20 protein-coding genes are annotated in these 26,614 nt (G+C 63.7%); all 20 read right to left on the reverse strand.

From position 1 onward, the window contains the following. Nucleotides 1–46: 46 nt before the first annotated feature. The 20 genes from NH448_RS08525 to NH448_RS08620 all read right to left on the reverse strand — a co-directional run bounded on the left by NH448_RS08525 (nt 47) and on the right by NH448_RS08620 (nt 26,359). Entirely contained in the window at nt 47–592 is a 546-nt protein-coding gene (locus tag NH448_RS08525) for a type VI secretion system tube protein Hcp (protein WP_045991880.1), read from the reverse strand. Nucleotides 593–791: 199 nt separating this feature from the next. Then, nucleotides 792–3,260, reverse strand: coding sequence for a type VI secretion system membrane subunit TssM (tssM, locus tag NH448_RS08530; RefSeq protein WP_239452516.1), 2,469 nt, complete (start codon nt 3,258–3,260; stop codon nt 792–794). Further along, nucleotides 3,257–4,222: a type VI secretion system-associated protein TagF gene (gene tagF / locus NH448_RS08535; RefSeq protein ID WP_052704275.1), complete on the reverse strand. Its 966-nt coding sequence runs from the start codon at nt 4,220–4,222 to the stop codon at nt 3,257–3,259. The genes tssM and tagF overlap by 4 nt, the downstream gene beginning before the upstream one ends. A gap of 31 nt (nt 4,223–4,253) precedes the next feature. Further along, nucleotides 4,254–8,339, reverse strand: a complete 4,086-nt coding sequence (locus tag NH448_RS08540) for a type VI secretion protein IcmF/TssM N-terminal domain-containing protein (protein WP_045991879.1) — start codon at nt 8,337–8,339, stop codon at nt 4,254–4,256. Nucleotides 8,340–8,351: 12 nt separating this feature from the next. Further along, nucleotides 8,352–9,113, reverse strand: a complete 762-nt coding sequence (gene icmH / locus NH448_RS08545; RefSeq protein ID WP_083970266.1) for a type IVB secretion system protein IcmH/DotU — start codon at nt 9,111–9,113, stop codon at nt 8,352–8,354. Beyond that, complete coding sequence (gene tssK, locus NH448_RS08550) at nt 9,110–10,453, reverse strand: type VI secretion system baseplate subunit TssK (protein ID WP_045991878.1); 1,344 nt, start codon at nt 10,451–10,453, stop codon at nt 9,110–9,112. The genes icmH and tssK overlap by 4 nt, the downstream gene beginning before the upstream one ends. Before the next feature lie 19 nt (nt 10,454–10,472). Then, on the reverse strand, nt 10,473–11,081 hold the full coding sequence (tssJ, locus tag NH448_RS08555; RefSeq protein WP_045991877.1) for a type VI secretion system lipoprotein TssJ: 609 nt from the start codon (nt 11,079–11,081) through the stop codon (nt 10,473–10,475). A 10-nt stretch (nt 11,082–11,091) separates the two neighbouring features. Next, nucleotides 11,092–13,758: a type VI secretion system ATPase TssH gene (gene tssH / locus NH448_RS08560; protein WP_045991876.1), complete on the reverse strand. Its 2,667-nt coding sequence runs from the start codon at nt 13,756–13,758 to the stop codon at nt 11,092–11,094. Then, nucleotides 13,755–14,858: a type VI secretion system baseplate subunit TssG gene (tssG, locus tag NH448_RS08565; RefSeq protein ID WP_045991875.1), complete on the reverse strand. Its 1,104-nt coding sequence runs from the start codon at nt 14,856–14,858 to the stop codon at nt 13,755–13,757. The genes tssH and tssG overlap by 4 nt, the downstream gene beginning before the upstream one ends. After that, complete coding sequence (gene tssF / locus NH448_RS08570) at nt 14,822–16,657, reverse strand: type VI secretion system baseplate subunit TssF (protein ID WP_045991874.1); 1,836 nt, start codon at nt 16,655–16,657, stop codon at nt 14,822–14,824. The genes tssG and tssF overlap by 37 nt, the downstream gene beginning before the upstream one ends. After that, nucleotides 16,657–17,118 carry a type VI secretion system baseplate subunit TssE gene (gene tssE / locus NH448_RS08575; RefSeq protein WP_239452515.1) on the reverse strand — a complete coding sequence of 154 codons (462 nt, stop codon included), beginning with the start codon at nt 17,116–17,118 and terminating at the stop codon, nt 16,657–16,659. The genes tssF and tssE overlap by 1 nt, the downstream gene beginning before the upstream one ends. 94 nt (nt 17,119–17,212) lie before the next feature. Then, nucleotides 17,213–18,703, reverse strand: coding sequence for a type VI secretion system contractile sheath large subunit (gene tssC / locus NH448_RS08580; protein WP_045991872.1), 1,491 nt, complete (start codon nt 18,701–18,703; stop codon nt 17,213–17,215). Between the two features lie 15 nt (nt 18,704–18,718). Beyond that, nucleotides 18,719–19,249, reverse strand: coding sequence for a type VI secretion system contractile sheath small subunit (gene tssB / locus NH448_RS08585; RefSeq protein WP_045991871.1), 531 nt, complete (start codon nt 19,247–19,249; stop codon nt 18,719–18,721). A gap of 45 nt (nt 19,250–19,294) precedes the next feature. Continuing rightward, nucleotides 19,295–20,047 carry a hypothetical protein gene (locus tag NH448_RS08590; RefSeq protein WP_045991870.1) on the reverse strand — a complete coding sequence of 251 codons (753 nt, stop codon included), beginning with the start codon at nt 20,045–20,047 and terminating at the stop codon, nt 19,295–19,297. Between the two features lie 142 nt (nt 20,048–20,189). Next, nucleotides 20,190–20,606, reverse strand: a complete 417-nt coding sequence (locus NH448_RS08595) for a hypothetical protein (RefSeq protein ID WP_157033014.1) — start codon at nt 20,604–20,606, stop codon at nt 20,190–20,192. Nucleotides 20,607–21,500: 894 nt separating this feature from the next. After that, entirely contained in the window at nt 21,501–22,487 is a 987-nt protein-coding gene (locus NH448_RS08600; RefSeq protein WP_045991868.1) for a branched-chain amino acid ABC transporter permease, read from the reverse strand. A 1-nt stretch (nt 22,488) separates the two neighbouring features. After that, nucleotides 22,489–23,376, reverse strand: a complete 888-nt coding sequence (locus NH448_RS08605) for a branched-chain amino acid ABC transporter permease (RefSeq protein ID WP_045991867.1) — start codon at nt 23,374–23,376, stop codon at nt 22,489–22,491. Nucleotides 23,377–23,446: 70 nt separating this feature from the next. Beyond that, on the reverse strand, nt 23,447–24,694 hold the full coding sequence (locus NH448_RS08610) for an ABC transporter substrate-binding protein (protein WP_045991866.1): 1,248 nt from the start codon (nt 24,692–24,694) through the stop codon (nt 23,447–23,449). Between the two features lie 139 nt (nt 24,695–24,833). Then, nucleotides 24,834–25,586 (reverse strand): ABC transporter ATP-binding protein, encoded by a 753-nt coding sequence (locus tag NH448_RS08615; protein ID WP_045991865.1) that lies wholly within the window; start codon nt 25,584–25,586, stop codon nt 24,834–24,836. After that, nucleotides 25,583–26,359, reverse strand: coding sequence for an ABC transporter ATP-binding protein (locus tag NH448_RS08620; protein WP_045991864.1), 777 nt, complete (start codon nt 26,357–26,359; stop codon nt 25,583–25,585). Before NH448_RS08620 ends, NH448_RS08615 begins: the two co-directional genes overlap by 4 nt. Between the last annotated feature and the right edge of the window lie 255 nt (nt 26,360–26,614).

Genomic DNA, 26,614 nt, shown 5'->3' on the forward strand with positions numbered 1-26,614 from the left:
CCGACGTCTCTTCAACCAGCAGATGTCAGGCGTTCCCAAGCGTTGATCAGGAGTACACGCGGTTGCGGGTACGGTCCCAGCCACCGGCGATGTTGCCGCCACCCTGGCCGTCCTGACGCTTCTGCTGGGTGTAGGTGACCTTGATTCGCGAGTAGTTGAACTTGATCTCCTCGGTCGGCAGGTCGTGACGGGAGTCATGCACGGAGTCCGTGCCACCGCCGCTGCCGGTGTCAGAGAAGCCCGACATGCCTTCCATCTCGGTGGAGGAAACGATCACTTCCTCCAGACGGACTTCGGCGTAGCGCACCTGCTCACCACCGGCACGGTGCACCTGCAGCACCACTTCCTTGATGTGCTGGCCGCGGCAGCAGGCTTCGAACAGCTTCGGAGACGCCTTGTCGATGAACTTCTTGATGGCGAACTCGCTGAGATTGACGCGCTCGGCTGAGGCACCACCGGCGGAACTGGCGGTGGCCGAGGTGGACTGACTGGCGCCGAACTCGAAGCTGAGCAGCTCGATCCAGTCGGTGTGGTTGGAATCCAGGCTTTCACCGGGGATACCGTCGACCTTGAGGTATGCATCGAATGCCATGTGTTGTCTTCCTTTTGATTGCGATGGTGAAAATCAGGCGTTGCGGGCGACGATCGCTGATCGCCTCCACGGGCCTGTGACCGGGCACGCTACCGCCAGAAGCATCCTGGCTTCTGTTGCTGCCCTTGCGACCCACCCCCTCTATTGCCCGTGAGGGAAGCGATGCCGTCTTGCCGACGGAACGGAAGATCCCGCGTGCTCAGCTCGAGGCACGCACGGCGATCTCCACCCGACGATTGGGGGCCAGACAGCGAATCCGTTCGCTGCGGCCAAGTTGTGATTCGCACTGCACCAGGGGGCGCTCGCTGCCGGCACCGACGGCCTCGACCATCTCGGGTGTGACTCCCTTGCCGATCAGGTAGGTGCGTACGGTCTGGGCGCGCTCGAGCGATAGACGCTTGTTGGTCTGCGCAGAACCGATCTGATCGGCGTGCCCGGTGATGGTGATGCGCCCGATACCGGGGGTGTTGACCAGGCGTTCGGCGATCCGGTTGAGCTGCTGCTGCCCCGCCGCCTGCAGACCGGCAAAGTCGGCACGACCAAAGGAGAACAAGGTGTCCGACTCCAGGGTGATGGTCTCCAGCGTGCGCAAGGAGTGATCCAGCAGGCCGTCGATATAGTTGCGGCTCGACGAGATCAGAAACGAGTTGTCGTCGATGCGTGGCACGTCCGGTGCCTCTATCTGGCGTGCATAGAAGGCGATCTGACGACTGGCAAAGTCGAGATCCCGAGGATCGCGCTCGCCTGTGTCATGGGCGCTGATCGCTGGGTACCAGTAGTCCGGCAGGCGCTGGCGCAGCAACGCCTCGGAGACCTTGGGCCTTGGGGTACGCGACAGCTCCACGTAGGTGCCGAGGGCCGCATTGCCGAAGTCGGCCAGCGCCTGAGGACTGTTGTCGGCAGGACGCGCGTTGGGCTCGACATTGGGCAGGTCGATCGCCGTGATGCGTTCGGATTCCCCCGAGCGATACACCGGAATGGTCGGCAGGGTGTAGAGCGCCTGGCCCAGGTTGTCGGCCACCGGGCGCAGCATGCTGCGCTCGATCTCGTCGAAGTAGGCCTTGCGCAGCGCCGGCGAGATGTCATCGCCGTGGTACAAGCCCATCCCCAGTGACCAGGGCGCGCCTTGCCCATCGCGTTCGACGTAGTGGGCGACGCCGACACGCAGGGCGTCCAGCGCTTCCCAGCGGGTGTAGCCATCGAGGTGCTGGCCATCGGCCACTCGCGCCTCGGCCAGGCTGGTGTCGATGGCGGCGAGTTCGTCGGCGTTACGCGAGAACGACAGCGCCCAGCCGCTGACCATCACCGCCGCCAGCGCCAGCGCCACCCAGCACCAGCGTAGCTGGCGCCGACGCTCCCGATTGGGACCGCTGTAGAGTCCGACCAGGTGCTGGTCAGGCAGGATCACCTGGGAGAACAGGCCGGTCACGAACAGGCTCTTGCCGTCCTGGGGAGCCGTGACACCGCGACTGGCGGCAAGCCCGAAGCGACTCTCCACCGCCCGGGCATGCTCGCCCATGGCGGGCTGACCATCAGCCAGCGCACTGGTGAAGTAGAAGCCTCTGAGCAGCGGTGAGCTCTGATAGGGGTTGGCCTTGAGCAGGGACCCGGCAAAGCTGGATAGCAACGGCGCCAGGGCGCGCAGCTCCAGCGGGAACTCCAGCGCCGCCGGATCGTCACGGGTATGGATCATGTCGCCTTCGACCAGGCGCTGCTCGCCGATGGTGCGACAGCGCTTCACCAGGCCATCAAGGGCTTCGCCAAAACGCCCGGCCCAGTTAGCCGTCTCGAAGTCCTGGTGGGCAAAGGTCCAGCCCAGCACCTCGTCACGCTCTGTCGGTGCCAGCTGGTGGTGGAACTGACGAAAACCAGGAATCAGGTCACTCTTGGTAAACACCAGGTAGATCGGCACCACGGTCCCGAGCTGATCGTAGGTCTCCTGCAGGCGCTCGCGCAGCCTCAGCACCAGCGATTCACGCTCGGGGGCAGGACGACCGATCAACTCGTCGATGCTGACCGCCACGATCAGGCCATTGAGCGGCCGCCGCGGGCGATGCTGGCGTAGCAGGCCAAGAAAGGCCCGCCAGCGCGAGGCGTCCTCTTCGGAGGCGGTATAGCGACCGGCCGAGTCGAGCAGTACCGCCTCGCTGCTGAAGAACCAGTCACAGTGTCGGGTGCCACCGACGCCGGCGATCCGCGCGTGCTCACGGTCGGCGAAGGGAAAATCGAGACCGGAACGATAGACCAGGGTGCTCTTGCCCACCGCCGGCTGGCCGATGACCAGATACCATGGCAACCGATAGAGCAGATCGCGCTTGCGCCCCTTGCCACCATCACCCTTCTTCATTCGCTCCAGCGCTTCCAGCAGTCGCTCGCGCAGCAGGCTGACCTCTTCGCGGTCCTCTGGCGAGGCGCCCAGCACGGCGTCATCGGCGCTCTGGATCAGCGCGGATTCCACCTCGTCCTGGCGATCCACGCCGCGGTAGAGCAGCAGCAGATACAGTGCCGAGGCCACCAGAAAGAACAGGATGCCAGCCAGCACGCTGCCCAGAGAGGAGAACCCCCACCACACGCCCAGTCCCCAGATCACGAAGATCATCGCGAAAAAGGCCAGCGCCATGGCATAGGTGCGGTACTTGCGCAGTAACAGTGACAGTCGCTTGATCACAACGGGGCCCCATCCAGTTTACTGGCACGGTTCCCATCGGGAAGGCGTGCCAAAAAGGTCTTCATGTCGAGCGTCGCTGCGGGAACGCTGTCGGCAGGCTGGACAGGAGTGAACGCCTCGATCGGTTCCAGCATGTCCAGCCGCGACAGCCTTGGCGCCAGATTCATCACCATCCGCAGGGCATCGCGATCCGCCGTGGCAAAGCGCCAGAGTCTTGGACGCAAGAAGTCATCCACCAGCAGGCTGGCCTTGGCCTGGTGCCTGCCCTTGCCGGCGCTGTCACGCTGATGGCTCCCTTCCAGCCAGTGCATCCACAGATCCGCGGCAGGCCGCTTGAGCGCGCGCTCCGCCGGCAGCGGCATCACCGCCTGCAGTGGCTCGCCGTGCTTGATCCCCTCGCGAAGGGCCTGCATGCGCAGGGCGAAGGCGTTGCCGGCGAACTCGGGAAAGGCCGGTGACAGGGCCTCGCACAGATCGCGGTAACGCACGTCCTGGAGGTAACGTTCGAGCAGACGCTGGTGCAGATTGAGGTCGGCCTCGCGTAGTCCGCGCCATTCGGCGAGGTGCTGGTGCAATACCTGAACGTCGGCGACACCGCTGGCAACGCACTGCAACAACGCACGGATCTGGTTGCAGAACACTTCGCTCAGGGTGTGTACGCCGACGCTGCCTTCGGCTTCCGGCGCGACCGCCAGACGCTGGAAGATCAGCAGCGGGTAGCGCCGGCCGCTGGCGTCGCCGGACATGCGGATCCCCCCGAGCAGCCAGTAGCCGTTGCTCGCCCGGAAGTGGAAGAAGCAGGTCGGCATGGCATCGCACAGGGCCTCCCACTGCGGCTCGCTCTCGGCCAGGCGGAACAGCGCGCCCTGGACCCATTCGTCCAGTTCGCGCACGTCCTTGTGGGTGGCGTTGCTGGCCACGAAATCGGCGCTGCTCGGTGCCTTGCCGAAGAATCCGATCATGCCTGGCTCTCCCCGGCGGTGGTGGTGCTCATCATCGGGCCCCCAGGGTCGGTACGCGCAGTTGGCGTACCTTCTTCAGGTCGGTGAGCTTGACCCCGCCGAAGTTGCGCGCAACGAAGCTGACCGGACCCGCGCCGGTGTACCAGGTGAAACGCTGGCGCACGCCGTCGAGGTTGGTGACGTCGGCGGAGTCGATCATCCGCAGAAGCCCCCAGCGCGACGGAAAGTCGAAGACGTTCACGTGCATGCCGCTGTAGGTCACCACGTCCAGCTTGGCCCCGGCACGGCGCGGTTCGCCGGGCCAGGTGAAGCGCTGCCAGGTCTGCTGGCCATTGCGGTAGACCTGTTCCTGGCCATCGATGGTCAGGCTGATCGAGGTCAGGTTGGGGGCCGGCTGGATCATGATCTCGAAGCCGTTCTCGACATCGCCGAGGCTCGCCAGCACATCGCCCACCTGGGTGCCACCGGCAATGGTCTCGGTGATCCGCGGATCCACCAGCGGCTCGTCCCCCTGCCAGGCCTCGCCAAGATTGCCGACCTCGGCCTGCTCGAACTGGGTGAACAGCCCTGTCTCGGGGTCAACAAACAGGCGAAGATCACGCACCGAGGCCTCATTGGCGGAGTCATTGACCGGATAACGCCCCCTCACCATGCTGTTCCAGGGAGTGGCAATCTGGTCACCCCAGGCCACCGCCAGATAACCGGCGATGGGCCCGTTGAGGCTGTCGACAGAAAATGACACCGGGTCACGGAACAGCCGCAACAATGCCTGCACCAGCTCGTCCTGGGAGGTATCGATATTGGCCGAGACGTAGTTGCGCAGTGCGGTGACCTCGTTGGGGCGATCGTCGATCACCTCCTGCACCAGCAACTTGGTACGCTTGCCGGGATCACCACGCTGGATGCTGTCCAGACGCACCTTCAACTGGCGCAACAGCAGCAGGTAGCGATCCATCTGGGAGGCGTCATTGCCATCGGCCGGATCGCTGTCGAACAGCTTGCCCACCGGGCTGAAGTAGCTCGCCAGCACGCCATCATGGACAGCCAGCAGGTCCGTCGAGTCCAGCGCCGCCAGGGCCGTGTCACTGCCGTCCTGGCTGATCCAGTCGACGGTGCGCCGCCACACCCCGGGGCCGTCGCCTTCGCCTCCCTCGCCTGTGGCACTGCCTTGGATGTCGCCGTCTATGGTGCTGGCCGCGTCGTCCGCCGACGCCGCCGCCAGTCGCTGCTCGACGCTCGGGCTGTCCCAGCGAGTGTTGGCGTCCACCGCCTGCAATACCTGCTTGATCGGTGAGCGCTGGTAGTCACTGAGTCGGGTCAGCTGCTGACGGGAGACGTCGAGTCCTTCGAAGCGACGAATGCCGACGCTGGCCAGGAAGCGCTCCCAGGCGAACAGGTAGTCCCGCTTGTAGCGCCGCAGGATGGCATCGGCGAAGCGCGCCTTGGCGATCTCCGCGTCCTGTTCGGTCTCGCCATCCAGCACCCAGTCCCGCTCCTGCTTGATTTCCGACGCCAGGGTGTCCTTGAGCTCGGGCAGCACGAACTCGCGCCACACTCGATAGGTAAAGAAGGCCGGCACCGACTCGCTGGCATACATCAGTTCCTGGGTGTCCTGGGGCAGCATGGCGGCAAGCGTCAGCGGCGGGAACTGGGCCTGGGCCGCCAGGCGCAGCCGCAGGTACTCGCGGTCGGCAGGCGAATTGTCGATCAGGAAGGCCTTGAGGTCGGCACGGGCCTGGGCTACCAGCAGCTCGTCACGTGCCAGAGCCGGCGCCGTGCCGGCCTCGAGGTAGCTGGCGTACAACTCGACGTTGTCGCGGATGAGCGGGTCCTTGTGCTCGACCTCGCCACCCTCGGCGAGTGCCAACCACGCCTGATACAGCGCCACTCGAACGAAGTCGGCCTCGGGATGCTGCTGTGGCCCGGTCAACACCAGGTAAAGCTTGAGGGCGTCATAGCCTTCGATCAGCTGGGCCACCTGGGACGGCGCCAGGCGATTGACCGCCGCCTGAGAGATCGCCGAACCGCCCTGGCCCAGCGCGGGACCGCTGTGAGCCAGATCATCGAGACCTTCCAGACCATCGCGCCAGGCATTGCGAGCGCCTTCGCGCAGGGCATCCCGGCCTTGCATGCGCGCCCCCCAGTACGCATCGGAGACGCTGCCGCGCAGGCGATAATCGACTTCCCCGCGCAAGCGGCTGGCCAGTTCCCCCGGCGAGCGCGGCACACTGCCAAGGGATGGGCGCGAGGTCAGGCGGTCGCGGATACTGTCGCGCCGATCGTCCAGTGCTTCTCGCCCGTCTGCCAGCAACGAGCCCTCCTCACCAGCCGAGTCGGCAGTCGTCCCCTCGCCACTGGCGACACCGGGCAATTGACCAAGCACCGCCGCGCTGTCGATATGGGTCTCCAGGCCAACGTCGTCGGCCATCACCCCGATCGCCTCGAACCGGTTGCGCAGGCTGGCCAGGACCGGCTTGAGCGCCTGGGCTTCAAGCATCGTCAGGTAGGCGTGTTCCACGCCGGGTTCGAGCGAACGATGCACGGCGAAGACGTCGCCTTGCCAGAAAGGCCGGCCCTGCGCGTCCGTCCGTTTGAGTCCAATGAGTTCGTCATGCAACAGCGTAAGCCGCACCCCGGGAGGCTCGGCCACGGCATCATCGACCTGCCCCTGCAACGCCGCCAGGCCCTCGCGCTGAGTCCAGTAGCCGTAGCCGAGATACCCCAGCAGGGCGACCCCGGTCACCGCGGCCAGAGAGGAGACCCACAGCGTCGCGTTGCGCCGCCGGCCATGACGGCTGTAGTGCTCGACCAGATTGCGGTCGGCGATGACGACGTCCTTGAATAGCCCCTGGATAAAGTAGCTGCGCTGGGCAACGGGGGCCGGCTCCTGGATATCGACCGGCTGCGCCGGCGCCTTGTCGAGCCTTGGGCCCCTATCCTGGGCAAGTGATTGCTCCGACACCGGCCTGAACGGGCCCAGGGCGAAGTCTTCTTTCACCTGATCATCGAAGATCGGTAGCAGGCGCTCACCTTGCTGCAGCGCACTGGTGAAGTAGACGCCCCGCGTCAGTGGTGCCGTGGTCCCGCTGATGGTCAGGTCGAAGGGATCGAGGAAGTCCTGAAGACGCCCCTGTATTTCGGCGATGTAGTCGGGGAAGCGCAACAGCGCGTTGTCGACCTCGACCTCTTCACTACGCAGACGCTGCGCCAGACGGTGCCTCAACGCCTGGCTCATGCCGGCCAGCCGCTGCTGAAACAGTGCACCGACACCCTTGCCGCGGATCTCCGATATCGAAAAAGTCATGCCCCAGGGGCGACGCCGCGCCTGTTCGTCGAGGCTGTCGAAGGTCTCGTTGAAGCCAGGCAGCAGGTCGACCTTGCTGAAGCAAAGATAGACCGGGGGGGTGGCGCCCAACGCGTGATAGTAGGTGTTGATCCGCTCGATCAACTGCTCGGCCAGGGCGTGATTGCGCTCACGCGATGCCTCCAGCAGCTGCGGCAGGTCAACCACCACCACCAGGCCATTGATCGGACGACGCTTGCGCCGTTTGGCCAGCAGGCGCAGGAAGTCGGCGAAGGCACGTGCGGGCTGGTCCTCGGTGATATAGCGCCCGGCGGTGTCGATCATCACGGCGTCGCTGCCGAAGTACCAGTCGCAGTACTGGGTGCCGGCGTCCCCCGACAAGGCGGCGACGCTGGAGTCGAGCCCAGAGCGGCTGAGCAGCGAGGTCTTGCCCGAGGCGCTCAACCCCACCACCAGGTACCAGGGCAGCTCGCTCAGATGGGTGCGCCGCCCACCACGCGCCTTCAGCACCCCAAGCGCCGTCTTCAGACGCTCGCGCAGGACGTCGTAGTCGCCGGCGTCACTGCTGGCGGCTTCGCGATCGACCTCGAGCTGAAGCAGGCTTTCAAGGCCGCGTTCGTTGCGCAGCTTGCGGTACTTGCGCAGGACCACGGCCAACAGCCACAGCGCGGTAAGGATGGCGACCGCAACTCCCAACCGCTCGAGTCCACCACCGAGACGGGGGATCCACCACAGGCATGCCAGCACGCCCAGTCCCCACAGCAGCAGGGAGATCAGCCAGAAACTCTTGAGAACTCGCAGCAGTCGGCGCATGACGGTGCTCCCTCAAGAAGTCGTGAACAGAGACGGCAGGCGCTCGATCAGCGCCTCGACACGAGCATCGAGCAGCCCGTCCAGCACCAGAAAGGTGACGCCGCAGACCAGCACGATCAGCAACAGGTAGACCCACACGGGAATCTCGTAGCGCAACAACTGTCCGACCTGATCCGGCAAGCGCCAGCTGGGTGAAAGCTCGGCGGGCAAAGGGCGATAGCGCGCCAGATCCTGGCCCAGGGTGTTGGCGATGTAGCGCAGCTGGTCGCGGTGTTCGAGGCGAAACTTGCCCTCGAATCCCAGCGCCAGGCACAGGTGATAGACCTCGAGCACATCCAGGTTGCCCTTGAGATCGCTGCGCAGGCTGTCGAGACGTTCGAAGAAGCCCTCGCCGGCCAGATGCACGCCGAAGAACTTGTACTGCAGCGGGTGAAGTTCGATGTACTCGCGCATCTTGCTTTCACCGGCGGCCAGCACGCTCTCGTCGAGAAAGGCGCAGAGTGCGTACTGGGCGTCACGAAACTGCTCGAGGGAGTAGCCGCGGGCCAGCGCCCGGGCTTCCATCTCGTTGAAGAAGGCCTCGACCCGCGAGAGGAAGGCCTCGACGCTGGGAGCCTCGCTGCCGCGACGCACCAACAGCACCATCGAGAAGAAGTCCTGGGCCAGTTCGCTCAGCCGCTGCGCCTGTTGCCCTGTATCGCCCCCTTGTGACGCTGTGGTGGAGACGGACTCCCAGCGTGAAGTTCCCTGCTGTGCTACGGAGGTCTGGTTCATTTCAACACCGCCATCAGTTCAATCTTGAGATTGGTGAAACCGCTTGGAACGTAGAAAGCGATGGCCTCGGCCGACATCATTCGCTCGTACATGCGCCCCCTGGGCTCCAGCGCGAAGTAGTGGTTGTCCAGGCGCACCGGGATTGCCACCGGCAGGCGCGCGGCGTGGGCCAGGGTGCCGCCTGGCATGGCGCTGTTGACCACCACCTCGATGTCTTCGGGGGAGCCGACCTTGAAGGCGCGCGGCACCAGCTCGATCAGCTTGGCGCCGGGCATATCGGCGTGGACGCAGACGTAGAAATCGGCGTCGCCAAGGCGCGGATCGTGCAGTCGACCGACGTAATAGGAGGGCTTGGTCTGCTCGAGGGCGATCGGGATGTACTCGTTCGGCACCACCGTATCGAGCAGCTCGCGAGCCCGGGTCTCGAGCGTGAACAGTGACGCTGCGGCATCCAGATGCTGGTAGCTCGGTAGCTCATCAAGACGATGAGCGGTCGAGAAGGTCATCAGGCTGGCGACCAGGTCCGACAGGAAGCGAAACAGCTCCACCGGGGACAAACGCGGATGCGCCAGCAGGTGCGAAAGGTGCGGATAGGCGCGGTTGACGGTGTACAAAAGCCAGAACAGGGTCACGTCGCTGGAGCCGAACTCGGCGACCTTGTCCGCGCGCTCCCTGCGCCGACTCGACAGGGCATCGTTCTTGGCCTGCAACACGCCGATCAGGCGCTGAACCAGAGTCAGCAGGACCGGGCTGGCACTCAGGTGCAGGCAGGGCGGAATAAAGTCGCTGTCGAGGGCGAACTCGCCGGCGGTGTTGCGCTTCAGACGCAGGATCGGGCAGTGGCTGCTGCCCTTGAGCTCATCACCGTCAAGCAGCAGTGCCACGTTCAACTCCAGCAGTGCCAGCTCGTTTTCCAGCTCGCCCTCCAGCAGGTCCGGCAGGGTCTCGAAGCGCTGGCGGAAGCGACGGTCATGGCCGCGGCGGTGCGCCTCATCGACCACATTGGGCGAGAACGGCGTCACCTGGCGCAAGGCGGCAAAGACCTTGCACTCGGCCACCCCGCTCAGCTCCCCGAGATCACGCGCCGGAGGCAGAGGATCGTGCTGAGGCGCGTCGAACAGGGTGCCGTCGGCAAACACCATCTTCAGACGCGACAGCTTGAGGCGACCATGAGCGAGCTCATCCAGGTCGACCTCGAGTACCTGGACCCCCCAGTTGAAGGGCCCCGAGCGTGTACTGGCCTCGCCCAACTGGTGCTGGTGAAACTCATCCTGATACTGAAAGTGCTGGGGCTGGAGAAACATCCCCTCCGACCACATCACCCGATTGTGTTTGCTCACGGCTGGCTTCCTTGTCGTGTCAGGGCGCAAAGGCCCGGGCCAGGCTGCCGGCGGTGGCCACCAGCTCGGCGCTGTCTTCGTCCATGGGGGTAATGCGACTGCCCTCGAGGGTCAGCACCACACCATCCGGCGAGGTCAGGATGCCGTCCTTGCGCATGGCTTCGGCATCGAACACCAGCCGCCAGCCCTCCCCCTCGATCTGGCGGAAGAAGGCCACCACCGCCACATACCGGGTGCCCGGGGCCATCGGGGCCACTTCCACCTGGGTGCGTCCCGGCAGAACCACCACCTCGCGTTCGCCGAGCAGGCTGTCGCCCAGGCTGTCGCTGGCGCTGGCCCACAGCGCTTCACTGTTGGCCGCATTGAAGGCAGTCAAGGCGTCGAGCTGATAGATGCGCACCACCACCGACAGCGGGTTGCCCTCGGCGTCGGGGTTGAGCGACTCATCACCCTTGAGCGCCACGATCACCCGCTCCTGCTGGTCGAACAGGATGTCCCCGACCGTGCCGTCCATCTGTTTGCCAAGCCGGTCGCTGACGCCACAGCCGGCAAGCGCCAGCGTCGCCAGCACCAGCAGCGTGAAGGCGAGCCGCCGCGTCGGCGCCGGTCGGGGAGCATGCATGTTCATCACGATCTCCTTAGCCCTGCACCAGACAGGCGTCGTCGGCCGACTCGACCATCGCCGGGCGATAGCTGAATCGATCCTGATCATCGATACCGATCACCAGGTCGACGACCTCGCGATCCTCGGCCATACAGCCAAGCACGCGCTCGGCAAGTGCCGGCATCAGGCTGCTGGTCAACAGGTGGTCGATGCTGCGTGCGCCGCTATCGGTCTGGGTGCAGCGTTCGGCAATGCGCGCGGCCAGGGCCTCGTCGAAGCTCAGGTGGGCGCCGTGGTGGTCCTGGAAGCGCCGGGCCAGACGCGCCAGCTTCAGATCGACGATGCGGGTGAGGATGTCCCCGGTCACCGGGTAGTAGGGCACGATCTTGAGGCGGCCAAGAAAGGCCGGCTTGAACACTCGGTTGAGGGTGTCGGTCATCTCACCCACCAGTGCCTCGGGTGCCGGTCGCGCCTCGGCCTCCAGACAACGCTGCATGATCCAGTCGGTACCGACGTTGGAGGTCAGCAGGATGACGCTGTGGCGGAAATCGATCTCGCGGCCTTCGCCGTCCTCCATGACGCCCTTGTCGAACACCTGGAAGAACAGCTCGAGCACATCGGGGTGGGCCTTCTCGACCTCATCAAGCAGCACCACGCTGTAGGGCTTGCGACGCACCGCCTCGGTCAGCACACCGCCCTCTCCATAGCCGACATAGCCGGGAGGAGAGCCCTTGAGCGAGGACACCGTGTGGGCCTCCTGGTACTCCGACATGTTGATGGTGATGAGATTGCGCTCACCGCCGTAGAGGGTGTCGGCCAGCGCCAGCGCGGTTTCGGTCTTGCCGACGCCGCTTGGCCCCAGCAGCAGAAATACCCCCACCGGCTTGCTCGGGTCCTCGAGCTTGGCCCGCGACAGGCTGATGCGCTTGCCGATCTCCTCCAGCGCGTGGTCCTGGCCGATCACCCGGCTCGACAGCAGTGCCGGCAACTGACGCACGGTGTCGATCTCGTCACGCTGCATCTTGGTCAGTGGAATACCGGTCCAGGCGGAGACCACCGCGCCGATGGCATTGCCGTCGACGCAGGGGTGGACCAGCACGCTGTCTCCGGCCGCCTGTGCGAAATCCTGACGCCTGGCCTTGAGCACCTCGAGGGCTGCATCTCGCTCTGGCCCCTTCTCGGCATCGGCGGCATCGGCCAGCGCCTGCTGGGCCTCGCGCAGTGCGTCGAGCGCCTCGCGCTGGCACTGCCAAGCGGCCTCGAGCACCTCGATCTCGCCCTGCACGTCCGCGATCCGCTCATCGAGCTCCGCCAGCCGGGTGGCATGATCGCCACCGCGCTCGCGCTCCGCCGCCAGCGTCTGGCGTTCGCTGTCGAGATCGCGCAGGCGCTGCTGGGCATCCTCAAGCTCGGCGGGTACCACCGCCTGGCCCAGGGCCACCCGGGCACAAGCGGTATCCAGCACGCTGACCGCCTTGTCCGGCAGCTGGCGCCCACTGATATAGCGATGGGACAGGCGCACCGCCTGCACCACGGCGTCATCAAGCACCTCGACCCCATGGTGTTCACGCATGCAATCGGCGAGGCCGCGCAGCATGCCGATCGCGACTTCTTCGCTGGGCTCGTCGACCTTGATCACCTGGAAGCGGCGGGCCAAGGCGGCATCCTTCTCGAAGTACTTCTTGTACTCCGCCCAGGTGGTGGCGGCGATGGTGCGCAGCTCCCCCCTGGCCAGCGCCGGCTTGAGCAGGTTGGCGGCGTCGCCCTGCCCCGCCTGACCACCGCTGCCGATCAGGGTGTGCGCCTCGTCGATGAACAGGATGATCGGGTGCAGGCTGCGCTTGACCTCCTCGATCACATCCTTGAGCCGCTGCTCGAACTCGCCCTTCACACCGGCACCGGCCTGCAACAGGCCCAGATCCAGGGTGCGCAGTTCGACATTGGCCAGTGCCTGGGGCACCCGCCCCTCGACGATCTTCAGCGCCAGTCCTTCGACGACCGCGGTCTTGCCGACGCCGGCCTCGCCGGTGAGGATCGGATTGTTCTGACGCCGCCGGGTGAGGATGTCGATCATCTGACGAATCTCGCCATCGCGCCCGAGCACCGGATCGATACGCCTGGCCCGGGCGTTGGCGGTCAAGTCGATGGTGTAGCGATCGAGTGCCGGGGTCTTGCCCGAGCGTGATGGCGGTGCACCGGCCGCCGCCCCACTGTCGTCACCGCTGGTGCCGTGTTCCGGGCTTGCCGCCAGCAGGTCATCGAAGTGAAGGCGCAGCTCGTCGGCGTCCACACGCTCGAGCTCCGGTGCGCTCTCGACCACCACCCGGCGCAGCTCCTGGTCATCGAGCAGTGCCAGCAGCAGGTGGCCGCTACGAATTCGGCTGGCGGCCTGCTCGATGGAGGCGATCATCCAGGCGCGCTCGATCAAACGCGTGATATGCGGCGACAGCGCCGGCGTACGAGTGCAACCGGTCTTGAATGACTCGGTGGAACGGTCCAGTTGATCTGCCAGACGATCCAGTGCCAGCTCGAAGTGGCGCGCGACGCGCACCACATCGTTGTCGTCCCCCTCCAGCAACTTCAGCAGCAGGTGCTCGACATCCACCTCGTACTGCCGCTTGGCCAGGCACAATCCCGCTGCCTCTTCCATGGCCTTGCGACTCACTTCATCCAACTTGGCAAACAGCGTCTTGAGACTCACGTCCTGGCTCCCTCAAAAGGAATACGAAAAATCACCTGGCCATCGCGGCGGCGGGTGCGCTTGCCCAGCCAGCCCAGACGACCGAGGGCTACCCCGCCCGGCCTGCCCTGTCCGCCAAGCGTGGCCGGCGGCACCTCATCGGCGCGCAGGCCAAGCTCCAGCTCGAAGTCGAGCTCTGCACCCAGGTAGAAGCGGGTCGCCGCCACCAGCTGCCGGTGGTCGGCCTGGTCGGGCAGAAAGCGCGCGAAGTCGTCAAGGCTCAGCGGCGAGAGCACCACCCGCACGCAGGACTGGTAGTCCCACACCCGTGAGCCGGTGACCGCCGATTGGCCAAGTCGCGCGTTACGCTGCCCAAGGCGCGTCCGCTCTCGCCCGGGAAGCGTCAGCCAACGACCGGCGAAGGGCTTGACCCTGCAGCTCACCCCGAAGGTGAAGGCGAGCATCGCCTCGAGGTTGGCGCCATTGCGTGGACGCTGGGTCAAGAGGCCGGCGAAGTAGCTGAAAAGGTGGCCAGGCAGTCGCGCATCGTCCTTTGCCGGGTCATCGCCGATGCTGCCGTCGACCTCGGCGACGAAGTGGCGGGTCTGGTCACTCAAGCCGACCAGCGACAAAAGCTGGCGCTGAAAGTCGGCCTGTCCCTTGCGCTCGTGCTCGATGTGAAAGCGATACTTCTGCCAGGCCTGATAGAACATCGCCGTCATGCGATGGGAGAAAAGATCGAGAAAGGCGTGGGCGGCGTCGTCACGCAGCTGGATATGACGATCGATCAGGGTCTCGGTATAGGGCCTGGGCAAGACCCCCGACGGCCCCACCAGTCCCAGAAAGGTCACCTGCATCTCGGTCAAGGGTTGTTCCAGCGGCGACAGCCGCTTGCCGCTCTCGAACGACAGGTCACTGATCTCGCTGGCGGGGAAGTCCAGCGACAGCCGGGTGCGAAAGCGCAGCGGGTCCTCGTGGGGACGCGACTCGGGATCGAGCCGCCCCTGGTGGCTGTAGTGCAGGCGCAACAGCCTCACGAGCTGAAAGAAGCTGAACCGGTACGGCTCAGCCCGCGCCTGGTCGATCAGACCAGGGGCTGAGTGCCGGTTCTGGGCGGCCATGTGACCACCTCCTTTTCGCGCTGCTGGCTGACCAGGGTCAGCTGGCTGAAGCTGTTGATCGAACAGTACTGACCGAAAAAATGGTCGAGCACCGTGCCAAAGAGATAGATACCGCTGCCGATGAACTGACGTTCGTCGAGTTCCAGACGGATACCGAGGCCGCGCACAAAGGCCGGACGCGGATGACCAATGCGCGTCATGGCGACGCTGGTGTCGATGGCGGTGATGCCATTGATCTGGCGGCGGGCGGCGTCAGCGTCGCGATAGTTGTAGAGCGACAGGATCTCCAGCAGGGCCTCGCGCCCCTGGGATACCAGCGACAGATGGTTGAGTGACAGGTGCGACACCAGGCGCCAGATCGTGCCCTTGCCCAGTGGTGGCCGAACGGCACTGGTGGGCTTGCGCAGACAGCGAATGGCCTTGACCACCTGCTCGCTGGGCAGAAAGAGATCCCCCTGGGGGTTGCCGAAATTGAGCTGCTGGGGAAGATCTCGATTGCTGCAGGTGACCCTGAGACTCAGGGTATCGGTGACGCTGTCCACCAGGGTCAACTCGCGATCCACCAGCCGCAGCAGCACGTCGGTTCCCTGGTCGCGATGGCGCTCCGAGGGGACCCGCTTGGCGCCCCAGTAGCAGTCTCCCCGGTTCACCCGCTGCCCCCGGGGTTCGAAGAAGGGATGACAGACGCGCACCTCGTTGGTGTCGGCGGCCTTGCGGACACGCTTGACGTCGTGAATCGACAGGATCTCGACGCCGAACGGATGACGCACGTCGGCGGCCACCGGGTACTCGTGGCGGGTGTGGGTCAGCTGAATCGGCTCGGCCATTCGCTCGAACAGGTTGATGATCGGGGTGCAGCCGAGGCGAAAATGATTACGAGCGATATTCTGGGCCAGTCGCTCCAGCCGATCGCTCTGGTCGTAGTCGCCGAACAGCAGGCTTAGACGTATCCGATGCCCCTGGACCTTCGCCAGCGCTCGATCGAGGCCCACGATGTCGAAGAACATGAACTTCTCGGGGAAGGTGAAGTACTCGTGCAGCAGGCGGTAACCCAGGAAGGAACGCTCCGAGTAGTCCATCAGCCCTTCTTCGGTGCCGAAACCGACCGGTTCGATGGCCTCCAGCGGCAGGCCGATCTCGCGCCTGCGGCCCCCTTCTTCCACGCTGACGCTCAGGCGACAGAGGTTGTTGAACAGAAGCTCGTACAGCGGGTGCATCAAGGCCCCCTCGCCGTCGAGAAAGAAGCGCAGCCGGTCGACGCCGAGCTTGCCAAGCGACTGCTGTCCGGTGACGCCAAGGTCGAGATCGAGTCGCGCCACGGCGTCACCGTCGCGGCCATTGAATGCCGAACGCTCTTGCCGGCTGAATCGCGCGGCCTCTACCCGCAACGGCCACACCGTGACGTCATAACAGGTACGAAAACTGAGCACGCAGCCCGCTACCGGCTGAGACGACAGCTCGGTATGCCGAGCCACCTGGTAGCGGCTGTCGAGGGCCGAGTCTTCCCCCAGGTCGAACTGCACCACCGACAGTGACGGCGTCGGTTTCAGATAGTGCGGATAGAGGACGTCCAGAAAGGACTCGACGATTTCCGGCAGGTCGTCATCGAGCTTCTTGTGGACCCTGGCTGACAGAAAGGCGAAGGCTTCGATCAGCCGCTCGGTGTGGGGATCGGCACAGTTATCTTCTTCCAGCTGCAGCCGGGAAGCGACCTTGGGGTACTCGCGAGCGAACTCCTGCCCCAGAAAGCGCAGGTGAGAGAGTTCCTTCTCGTAGTAGGGCAAGAGTTCGTCGAGCATCAGGTCAGGTTCTGCACTTTGTAGCGTTGGGTTTCGGCCTGCAGCACCGCTTCGCAGGCCACCTGGTGGTGGCTATCGACAAGGACCAGCACGGCTTCGAGGCGAAACTTCAGCAACCGCTGCCGCGAATCCTGCTCACGTAGCTGCACCTTCACATCACGAAAACGACAGTCATTGGCTTCGATGGCGTAGGCCAGCTGGCGCTGGATGTACTGGCGGTCCTCGCTGCTGTTGAGGCCCCGACCGAGGAAGTCAGGCAGGCCATAAGCCAGCATCGACTGCTGCAGCAGAGGAAAGCCTTGGAGGTGATCGGCCAGCAGCTCACGGCGCGTGTTCACCAGGTTTTCGAGGTCGGCGACGATCGTCGACTTGTACTCCTCCAGGGTGCACCAGCAGCGACCGGCGGCGTCCTCGACCCGGTGCGGCTCGTCATCGAGCAACCGGCTCCAGAGCGTAGGCATCACCATCCTTGTGCCTCTTGCCTGCATGACTGACCTCCCCTGTCAGCGACCTTCCTCGCGTCCTGCTTCCTGCCCGGCGCGAGCGCCGCCGTGATCAGTTGCGTGAAGACTGCGGCAGTTCCGCCACCAGGCGCAGTGACGCCGTCAGCTCATCGAGCTGATAATGCGGGCGCAGGAAGGTCACCGCCTTGTAGACGCCGGGCTTGCCGGGCACCTCGGCGACCTCGACGTGAGCCTCGCGCAGCGGGTACTGGGCCTTGGCTTCCTGGCTGGCGTTGTCATCCAGCAGCACGTACTGCGACAGCCACTCGTTGAGATAGCGCTCGACGCTGGTACGCGAGGCAAAACTGCCGACCTTGTCGCGCATGATGGCCTTCATGTAGTGGGCGATCCGCGAGGTCGCGAAGATGTACTGCAACTGCGCCGACAGACGCGCATTGGCGTTGGCGACATCGGTGTTGTACTGCTTCTGCTTCTGCGCCGACTGGACCCCGAAGAAGGCGGCATAGTCGGTGCCCTTGCAGTGCACCAGTGGAATGAACCCCAGATCCGCCAGTTCCTTCTCGCGTCGGTCGGTGATGGCGATCTCGGTCGGACACTTGAGCGCCACCTCGCCGTCATCGGTCTGGAAGGTGTGAGTCGGCAGATCCTCCACCAGCCCGCCACCCTCGACACCACGAATGGCCACACACCAGCCGTAGTTGGCGAAGGCGTCGGTCACCCGCGCACCCATTGCGTAGGCGGCGTTCATCCACAGATACTGGTTGTGGTCACGGCCATCGACGCTCTCGACGAAGTTGAACTCCTCCACCGGCGCGGTCTCCGGGCCGTAGGGCAGGCGACCCAGCACGTGGGGCAGAGTCAGGCCGACGTAGCGAGCATCCTCGGAGTTGCGAAACGACTTCCACTTGGCGTATTCGACGGTGTCGAACACCTTGGAAAGATCCCGCGGTCCGGTCATCTCGGTGAACGAATCCCAGCCGAACAATTCCGGTGAGGCGGCCGAGATAAAGGGGGCGTGAGCCGCTGCCGCCACGTGGGACACCTGCTCGAGCAGATAGATGTCCTCGGGACTGCGCGAAAACTCGAAATCGCCGATCAGCATGCCGAAGGGAGCGCCGCCAAAGGTGCCGTATTCTTCCTCGTAGACCTTCTTGAACAGTGCACTCTGGTCAAACTCCGGCGCCGACTTCATGTCGCGGACGAGATCCTTTCTGGTGGCGTTAAGCACCTGGATCTTCATGTTGCCGCCGGTCTCGCTCTGGTCGACCAGGTACTTCAAGCCACGCCAAGAAGACTCGAGTTGCTGGAACTCGCCGGCGTGCATGATCTCGTTCATCTGCTCGGAGAGCATGGCGTCGATCTCGGCGATGCGCGCATCCAGCACCGCGATCAGGTCCTTGCTCGGCAGTACTTCGCCTTCGAGCACCTGGGCGACCAGCTCCTCGATCAGATCCCTGGCGCGAGAGCGCTCGTTCTCCGAACGCGCCACGCGGCTTTCGGAGATGATGCTCTCGAGCAGCGAGGACTCCGGGGCGAAAACGGTGCTTTGTTCAGGCTGTGCCTGCATTTCCTTGTCTGACATGTCCTGGCTCCGGCTCTACGGGTTCTTGTCGTCGCTGACAGCCTGCTCGCGGCCAAACTCGTCACCGAGCGCCTTGAGCTTTTCGCTGTTCTGCAGCACGTCCATCAACAGCTCTTCGAGCTTGTCGTTGCCGCCCATCTTGTTGCGCAGATCCGCCAGCTTGTTGCGTACTTCCAGCAACTTGCGCAGGGGCTCGACCTGCTTGACGACGTTCTGCGGCTCGAAGTCCTCGAGCGCGTTGAAGTTGAGTTCGACCGGCAGCTGGGTGCCATCCTTGGACAGAGTGTTGTCGACCCGGTAGGCAAGCCGAGGCTTGAAGCCCTTGAGCACGCTGTCGAAGTTGTCACGATCGATGGCAACGAACTTGCGGTCCTTGAGTTTCGGCGGCGGGCTCAGTGGGTTGCCGGTGTAGTCACCGATGACACCCGCAACAAAGGGAAGCTCCTTCTGTTCCTGGCTGTCACCGATCTCCACGTCATAGGTGATGTGTACGCGCGGGGCACGAATACGGCCCAGCTTGTGTTGTGTACTGTCCTTTTCCGCCATGGCGTCGACTTCCTCGAATGTGCGTTTGATAAACTGATGTCGGGCTCAGATCGCTGCTACCGCCTTCAACAGGCGCTCCTTGATGCCGTCTTCTATCGCTTCGATATCACCCAGCTCGACCAGCTCCTCGAAGGAGTTGTTGCCGGCGACTTCGGTACTTCGCAGAATCATGCTGTGAGCGGGCAGATGAGACGCTACCGGCGCACCTATCACGCAAAACGGCATATCGCCGAAATCTGACAGCCGTTCAAAGCTGACGGGAAAGCGAAGCCCGAGCAGCAGTCGTCCCAGTCCGGGCTCACGGTTAAGGCAGAAAAACAGCATCAGGTAGTGCGCCACGAACCTGAAAAGCTCCGCCGTGCTGCGATTGGGGTCCTTGATGATCTGGCGAAATCGCTGCAGCTCGAACCCTCTGTATCCCACCACCCACTTGACCGGACTGGTCACTCTCACCGGCCTGGCACGGCCTTCCAGAGTCACGTCGTATTCGTACGGATAGAGCTGTGGCGTCGAGCTCAGAATATCCAGCGGGACTTCCAGCTCCTGGATCAGGCGAAACGGCTGTGCCCCCGCCGTCGCCTCGAACAGCGCCTTGAAGTCCTTGAACGCATGCTGCGCATCGCGACCATTGCCTTTTGGCGCTCCCAACAGATATTCGCCGAAGATGCGCTGCGGCCGAATCAATAGCGCCAGGGTCGCCAGGTAGTCCGTTGCCTGCTCCTGGAGCAGGTCGCCGACGACGCGGGTCTGCTTTCTCAGCCTGATAAACCCGTCGAGATCAAAAGATGGATCCGCCACCTGGCTTCCTCCGCTTGAAAGACTCACCCATCCTGGCTCGTCTGAAAGTCTGCATAGGTTCCAACGCCGAGAGGCCGTTGCCCTTGACCGAAAAAGGCCAGGACGGATCGACAGAACGTCCAGCTCGTAGCGAGGCCAATAGCTACAACAGTGGCTCTGCCTGACGCAGGACGAAGCCGACCAGCTCATCGCCATCGCGGGCAGAATCCGGTGGCACCCAGAGCAGACGATCGCCCTCTTCGCTCAGCTGAAGCGTGATCTCTTGCGGGCGGGCTTCGAGGCAGTAGTAGGTGGCATCATCCCGGTGCTCCTGACGCCAGTCGCCCCACAGCGTCGAAGACACATTGCCCTCCGCCGCATCGACTCGGGTCCGGTGCATGAAGAAGCCATCAGGCTGCCCGCTCTCTGCGTCCCTCTTGAGCGTGATATCCGCCCGTACCAGGCGACATCCCGTGCAGGGAAGCTCACCGACAAAGCGCTCGGTGACGACCACCTCCTGCTGACTGGACTCCATCACGTCAGACGACGAACACCCACTGATCAAGGCAATCAGAAGCACGGACACTACCGCCCCGAAAAGGCGATAACGTGAGACAATGCAAGGTCGGACACCTACCGGCAGATTCACGACATTGCATAGAACTGCTGTTTTTTCTTCTTGCATAACGATGTACGGCCTCCCTGCGAGGAGCCTTCAACCCACTTAAACGTACTTGTCCCGAAAATTCCGCCTCGGTCCTTGGCATATCAACACACGAAAATTTGAGCAAAGCTGACATCCATCATGGTTTGACTGCCAGCCACCAATACAATGATGAAACAGCAAAGTGGTTTAACACCAAGCTTCACCAATAATCACATTAGCGCTTATGTAAGTATTATGTCGCCAATGTCAGGAATCCTACCATCTCTCCAATGATGCGGCGCACCAAATAAAACCTTTTTGGTGTACGCATACGACCAATAATTTGTAAGAAATATCCTATCAACAAGTACTTATGTTTGAAAAATAAGGGGATAAAACCAACATCCGCAGTAAATCAAATACTGCAAAAACTCGAACAAATTTATTTTTTTCAATAGCTTAAACAAATCACCAAAGTTCAGCCTTAAAGTCACCTTATGCAAAAACCCATTTGTTTGCAGGACCGGCCATAGTTAGACGGCAAAATCCTACAAAAAACACCACAACAAACTCTGTGCCAATATCGCCAGAAATTCACATGGCAAAATTTGGTCACTTATCCACCGGAGCTTGCCGAATAAACGCGCACACCCATCCACCACGGAAGGGAAATGAACCGGGAAGACACCAACGTCAGGTATTACAGGTCAGGCAAGACCCGTGCGGGGAGACCAGAGCAGGAAGGCCGCAGTACTGCAGACATACCGGTAACAACAATGCCCGACCAGAAGGCCGGGCATTGCGTCAAGGACACCGAAGGAGGGATGACTACTTGAAGTTCTTGCGCACCATGTTCTGGATCTCGCCAACGATACCGCTGCGAAAGCTCAGGACGCAGAGCACAAAGATGGACCCCAGGATGACGCTGACCCAGTTGCCCAGCGGCGACTGCGCCAACTGAGTCTGCAGGCTGACCACCAGGCCAGCGCCGACCAGCGGGCCGAACAGGGTGCCGACACCACCGACCAGGGTCATCAGGATGACCTCGCCGGACATGTGCCAGTGGGCATCGGTGAGCGAGGCAAGCTGGAACACCACCGTCTTGGTCGCGCCGGCAAGGCCAGCAAGTCCCGCCGAGATGACGAACGCCACCAGCTTGTAGGCGTCGACGTTGTAGCCCAGTGACACCGCCCGTGGCTCGTTCTCGCGGATGGCCTTGAGCACCTGACCGAAGGGCGAGTGCACGGTGCGCTGGATGATGGCGAAGCCGATCACGAAGATCGCCAGCACCACGTAGTACATCGCCAGGTTGTCGGACAGGTCGATCAGCCCCAGCAGCTTGCCCCGCGGCACACCGTGCAGGCCATCCTCGCCCCCGGTGAAGGGCGCCTGGATGTAGAAGAAGAACATCATCTGGGCCAGCGCCAGGGTCACCATGGCGAAGTAGATGCCCTGACGGCGGATCGCCAGCGCCCCGAACAGGGTGCCGAGGATCACCGCCGCCAGGGTGCCGACGACGATCCCGAGTTCCGGCGTCAGGCCCGGATAGCTCGACAGCAGAAAGCCGGTGACGTAGCCCCCGGTGGCAAGAAAGGCGGCATGGCCGAAGGACAGCAGTCCGGCGAAGCCCAGCAGCAGGTTGAAGGCACAGGCGAACAGCGCGAAGCACAGCACCTTCATCAGGAACACCGGGTAGGCAAACAGCGGCGCGACCAGGGCGATGGCCAGCAACACGATCATCAGCATGCCCTGGCGTCGGCGCGCGGCGCGGGCCCGGGTCTGAGTCGGCGTCGGCGAAGTAGTGGTTGTGGACATCTCAGGCCTCCTTTCCAAACAGCCCGGCGGGCCTCAGCATCAGCACCATGATCATCACCAGGAAGATCACGGTGTTGGCTGCCTCCGGGTAGTACACCTTGGTCAGCCCCTCGATCAGCCCCATGGCAAGACCGGTCAGGATGGCACCGAGGATCGAGCCCATGCCGCCGATCACCACCACCGCGAAGACCACGATCAACAGACTCGAGCCCATGGTCGGTGACACCGGGTACAAGGGCGCGGCGAGTACCCCGGCGAAGGCCGCCAGGGCCACCCCGAAGCCGTAGGTCAGGGTGACCAGCAGCGGCACGTTGACGCCGAAGGCCTGCATCAAGGCGGGGTTCTCGGTGCCCGCCCGCAGGTAGGCGCCAAGCCGGGTTCGCTCGATGATGAACCAGGTGCCCAGGCATACCACCAGGGCCGCCACCAGCACCCAGCCGCGATAGGTCGGCAGGAACATGAAGGGCAGCTTGATGCCGCCGCTCAACGCCTCGGGAATCGGGTAGCTGGCCCCGGACACGCCGAACAGGTTGATCAGGCTACCCTCGAAGATCAGCGCCAGGCCGAAGGTCAGCAGCAGCCCATAGAGGTGATCCAGGTGGGCGATGCGCCGCAGCACCAGACGCTCGAGCAGAGCACCGAAGGCGCCGACCACCAGCGGCACCAGCAACAGCGCCAGCCAGTAGTTGATGCCCAGGTACTGAGCCCCGAGCAGTGCAGCAAAGGCACCCAGCATGTACTGGGCGCCGTGGGCGAAATTGACGATCTTCAGCAGACCGAAGATGACCGCCAGCCCCAGGCTGAGCAGCGCATAGAAGGCGCCGTTGATCAGCCCCAGCATCAGCTGGCCCATGAACACCGCCAGCGGTACGCCGAATATCATGGTCATGATGATTTCCCTTGAGCATCAGGCCGGGGCACCACCCTGGTGACCCCGGCGTAGATCGAGCGCGGGCGGCTCAGTTGACGAGCTTGCAGGAACTCTCGGACAGCGGACGGTAGGCCTCTTCGGCCGGGATCGTGGCCTGGATCTCGTAAAGGTCCCACTCGCCCTCGGAGTCGGCGGGAGCCTTCACCTCGGCCAGGTACATGTCATGCACCATGCGACCATCCTCGCGAATCTGGCCATTGCGAGCGAAGAAGTCGTTGATCGGCGCCTCGCCCAGCTTGGCCCTGACGGTGGCAGGATCGTCGGTGCCGGCGTCTTCCAGCGCCTTCAGGTACTGGGTGGTGCTGGAGTAGATGCCGGCCTGAACCATGGTCGGCATCTTGCCCACCCGCTCGAAGTAGCGCTCGGCCCACTCGCGGGACTCGTCATCCATGTCCCAGTACCAGCCGGTGGTCAACAACAGGCCCTGAGTCGTCTCCAGGCCCATGGCATGGACGTCGTTGAGGAAGATCAGCAGGCCGGCCAGCTGCTGGCCACTCTGGGTCAGGCCAAACTGGCTGGCCGTCTTGATCGCGTTGACGGTGTCGGAGCCGGCGTTGGCCAGACCGACGATCTTGGCGCCGGAGCCCTGGGCCTGAAGGATGTAGGAGGAGAAGTCGCTGGTCGGGAACGGATGGCGAACGCGATCGATGATCGTGCCACCGTTGTCGGTGACCACCTTTTCCACGTCGCTCTCGAGGGCATGACCGAAGGCGTAGTCGGCGGTGAGCATGAACCAGCTGTCGCCGCCCTGCTCGACCACCGCCTTGGCGGTACCGTTGGCCAGCGGATAGGTGTCATAGACGTAGTGAATATGGTTCGGGGTGCAGTGTTCGTTGGTGATGCTCGAGGCCGCCGAGCCGGAAATGATGGCCAGACCACCGGCCTCCTCCAGCACCTTGGTCACGGCGATGGACACCGAGGAGGCGACCATGCCGGCCACCAGGTCGACGTTCTGCTGGTCGACCCAGCCGCGCACGGTGTTGGCGCCCACGTCGGCGCTGTTGCGATCGTCGGCGCTGAACACCTCGATGGGGGCACCGGCGACTTCGCCGCCGAAGTCCTCTACCGCCATCTTCAGCGCTTCGAGGCCGCCGGGGCCGGCCAGGTCACGGTAGGTGCCGGACATGTCGGCCAGATAGCCGATACGCACCTCGCCATCGCTGATGGCGTCCTGCGCCATGGCCGACGATGCCAGGCCCAGGCCGGTGGCGGCGGCGACCGCCAGGGCCAGGTGGCGGCGGGCAAGACGGGGGGAGGAAGCGTGTACCTTGGTCATGGGAGGCTCCTGGGGCCAGCGGCCCTTGTTGTTGTTGAATAGGTTATTGTTTAGCAAGTGGTTGTTGAACGGCTACTGCCGGACATCTTGTGGTCGATGCAAAGCTTATCTAAGGGCTGGAAGACAGCGGCCATGGACACTAGACCCCGAGCAGGCTGTTGAGGTGCTCACGACGAGCGTCCAGATCACGCGCCTCGATGGTCTCGATGATGCGACCGTGTTCCATCACGAAGTGGCGATCGGCCAGGGGCGCGGCGAAGCGGAAGTTCTGCTCCACCAGCACGATGGTCATGCCCCGAGACTTGAGGGTAATCAGCACCTCGGCGAGCTTCTGGTTGATGACCGGTGCCAGCCCCTCGGTGATCTCGTCGAGCAGCAGGATCTCGGCCCCGGTACGCAGGATGCGGGCCATCGCCAGCATTTGCTGCTCGCCGCCGGACAGCCGCGTCCCCTGACTGCGACGCCGCTCGTAGAGGTTGGGGAACATGGCGTAGATGTCATCCAGGCTCATTCCGCCCGAGCGCACGGTGGGCGGCAGCAGCAGGTTCTCCTCGACGTCGAGACTGGCGAAGATGCCACGCTCCTCGGGGCAGTAGCCGACCCCCAGACGCGGGATGTGATGAGGCTTCATGGCCAGGGTCTCCTGGCCGTTGATCTTGATCGAGCCACTGCGCGAACCGACCATGTTCATGATGGTCTTCAGGGTGGTGCTGCGTCCGGCACCGTTGCGCCCCAGCAGGGTCACCAGCTCTCCCCGCTTCACGCGCAGCTCCACGCCATGCAGGATATGCGACTCGCCGTAGAAGGCGTTGACGTCCGCTAGACTGAGCGCCTCGTCGCCATGGGCGCCGACCGCCGGTGAAGCAGTTGGCCTGTCGAGAGTCTGGTTCATGCGCTGGCCTCCTCACCGACGCTGGCTTCACTGCCCATGTAGGCTTCACGCACCGCCGGATCGGCCGAGACGCTGGCATAGTCGCCTTCGGCCAGTACCGAGCCCCGGGCCAGCACGGTGATGCGATCACAAAGACGACTGACGACGCTCAGATTGTGCTCGACCATCAACACGGTACGCCCGGCAGAAACCCGCCGAATCAGCTCGACGATACGGTCGACGTCCTCGGCTCCCATGCCCTGGGTGGGCTCGTCGAGCAGCATCACGGTGGGCTCCAGCGCCAGGGTGGTGGCCACCTCCAGCGCACGCTTGCGTCCGTAGGGCAACTCCACGGTGAGGACATCGGCGACGTCGGCCAGTCCCACCTGCTCGAGCAGTTCCATGGCACGCTGGTTGAGTGGCTCCAGCGAGCGCTCTGACTTCCAGAAATGGAAGGAGGTGCCGAGATTGCGCTGCAGGGCCACACGCACGTTCTCGAGCGCGGTCATGTGGGCGAACACGGCGGATATCTGGAACGAACGCACCAGCCCCAGCCGCGCGATCTCGTTGGCCCGCATGCGGGTGATCGGCTTGCCGCGATAGAGGATCTCGCCGCGGGTCGGCGGAAGAAACTTGGTGAGCAGATTGAAGACCGTGGTCTTGCCGGCGCCGTTGGGGCCAATCAGGGCGTGGATATGCCCTTCCGTGATCTTGAGATCCACGCCGTCCACGGCGGTGAAGCCACGAAACGACTTGGTCAGGCCACGGGTCTCTAGCACGTACTGCTGGGTCATGTGGCGTCCTCTGCGGGACCGGGGTCCCTGGCTTGAGGTTGTTATGGTTGTTCGATGCCGCGATGGCGACGCTCTACTTTACGTTTACGTAAGCTAGAAGAGTCAAAGGCCCGACGCAATTGGCCAAGCGTTGAACAAGACCAAAGATGTATTCTCCGCATTTCAATAGGTTGCTTACGACAAACCGGCAACACCTTGGCCCCGCGAGGTTTTCCCCCTGAAAAGCACAAGGCCCCCGTCGCGCTGGCGCGACGG

It is taken from the genome of Halomonas sp. OfavH-34-E (assembly GCF_024124525.1).
GTDB classification, from domain to species: domain Bacteria; phylum Pseudomonadota; class Gammaproteobacteria; order Pseudomonadales; family Halomonadaceae; genus Halomonas; species Halomonas litopenaei.

What these genes read in the sequence shown, in the direction of transcription:
- NH448_RS08525 (WP_045991880.1), bottom strand. Translation starts at nt 592, where the DNA reads ATGGCATTCGATGCATACCTCAAGGTCGACGGTATCCCCGGTGAAAGC.
- tagF (WP_052704275.1), bottom strand. Translation starts at nt 4,222, where the DNA reads ATGATCGGATTCTTCGGCAAGGCACCGAGCAGCGCCGATTTCGTGGCC.
- NH448_RS08540 (WP_045991879.1), bottom strand. Translation starts at nt 8,339, where the DNA reads ATGCGCCGACTGCTGCGAGTTCTCAAGAGTTTCTGGCTGATCTCCCTG.
- icmH (WP_083970266.1), bottom strand. Translation starts at nt 9,113, where the DNA reads ATGAACCAGACCTCCGTAGCACAGCAGGGAACTTCACGCTGGGAGTCC.
- tssJ (WP_045991877.1), bottom strand. Translation starts at nt 11,081, where the DNA reads ATGAACATGCATGCTCCCCGACCGGCGCCGACGCGGCGGCTCGCCTTC.
- tssG (WP_045991875.1), bottom strand. Translation starts at nt 14,858, where the DNA reads ATGGCCGCCCAGAACCGGCACTCAGCCCCTGGTCTGATCGACCAGGCG.
- tssF (WP_045991874.1), bottom strand. Translation starts at nt 16,657, where the DNA reads ATGCTCGACGAACTCTTGCCCTACTACGAGAAGGAACTCTCTCACCTG.
- tssE (WP_239452515.1), bottom strand. Translation starts at nt 17,118, where the DNA reads ATGCCTACGCTCTGGAGCCGGTTGCTCGATGACGAGCCGCACCGGGTC.
- tssC (WP_045991872.1), bottom strand. Translation starts at nt 18,703, where the DNA reads ATGTCAGACAAGGAAATGCAGGCACAGCCTGAACAAAGCACCGTTTTC.
- tssB (WP_045991871.1), bottom strand. Translation starts at nt 19,249, where the DNA reads ATGGCGGAAAAGGACAGTACACAACACAAGCTGGGCCGTATTCGTGCC.
- NH448_RS08600 (WP_045991868.1), bottom strand. Translation starts at nt 22,487, where the DNA reads ATGTCCACAACCACTACTTCGCCGACGCCGACTCAGACCCGGGCCCGC.
- NH448_RS08605 (WP_045991867.1), bottom strand. Translation starts at nt 23,376, where the DNA reads ATGACCATGATATTCGGCGTACCGCTGGCGGTGTTCATGGGCCAGCTG.
- NH448_RS08610 (WP_045991866.1), bottom strand. Translation starts at nt 24,694, where the DNA reads ATGACCAAGGTACACGCTTCCTCCCCCCGTCTTGCCCGCCGCCACCTG.
- NH448_RS08615 (WP_045991865.1), bottom strand. Translation starts at nt 25,586, where the DNA reads ATGAACCAGACTCTCGACAGGCCAACTGCTTCACCGGCGGTCGGCGCC.
- NH448_RS08620 (WP_045991864.1), bottom strand. Translation starts at nt 26,359, where the DNA reads ATGACCCAGCAGTACGTGCTAGAGACCCGTGGCCTGACCAAGTCGTTT.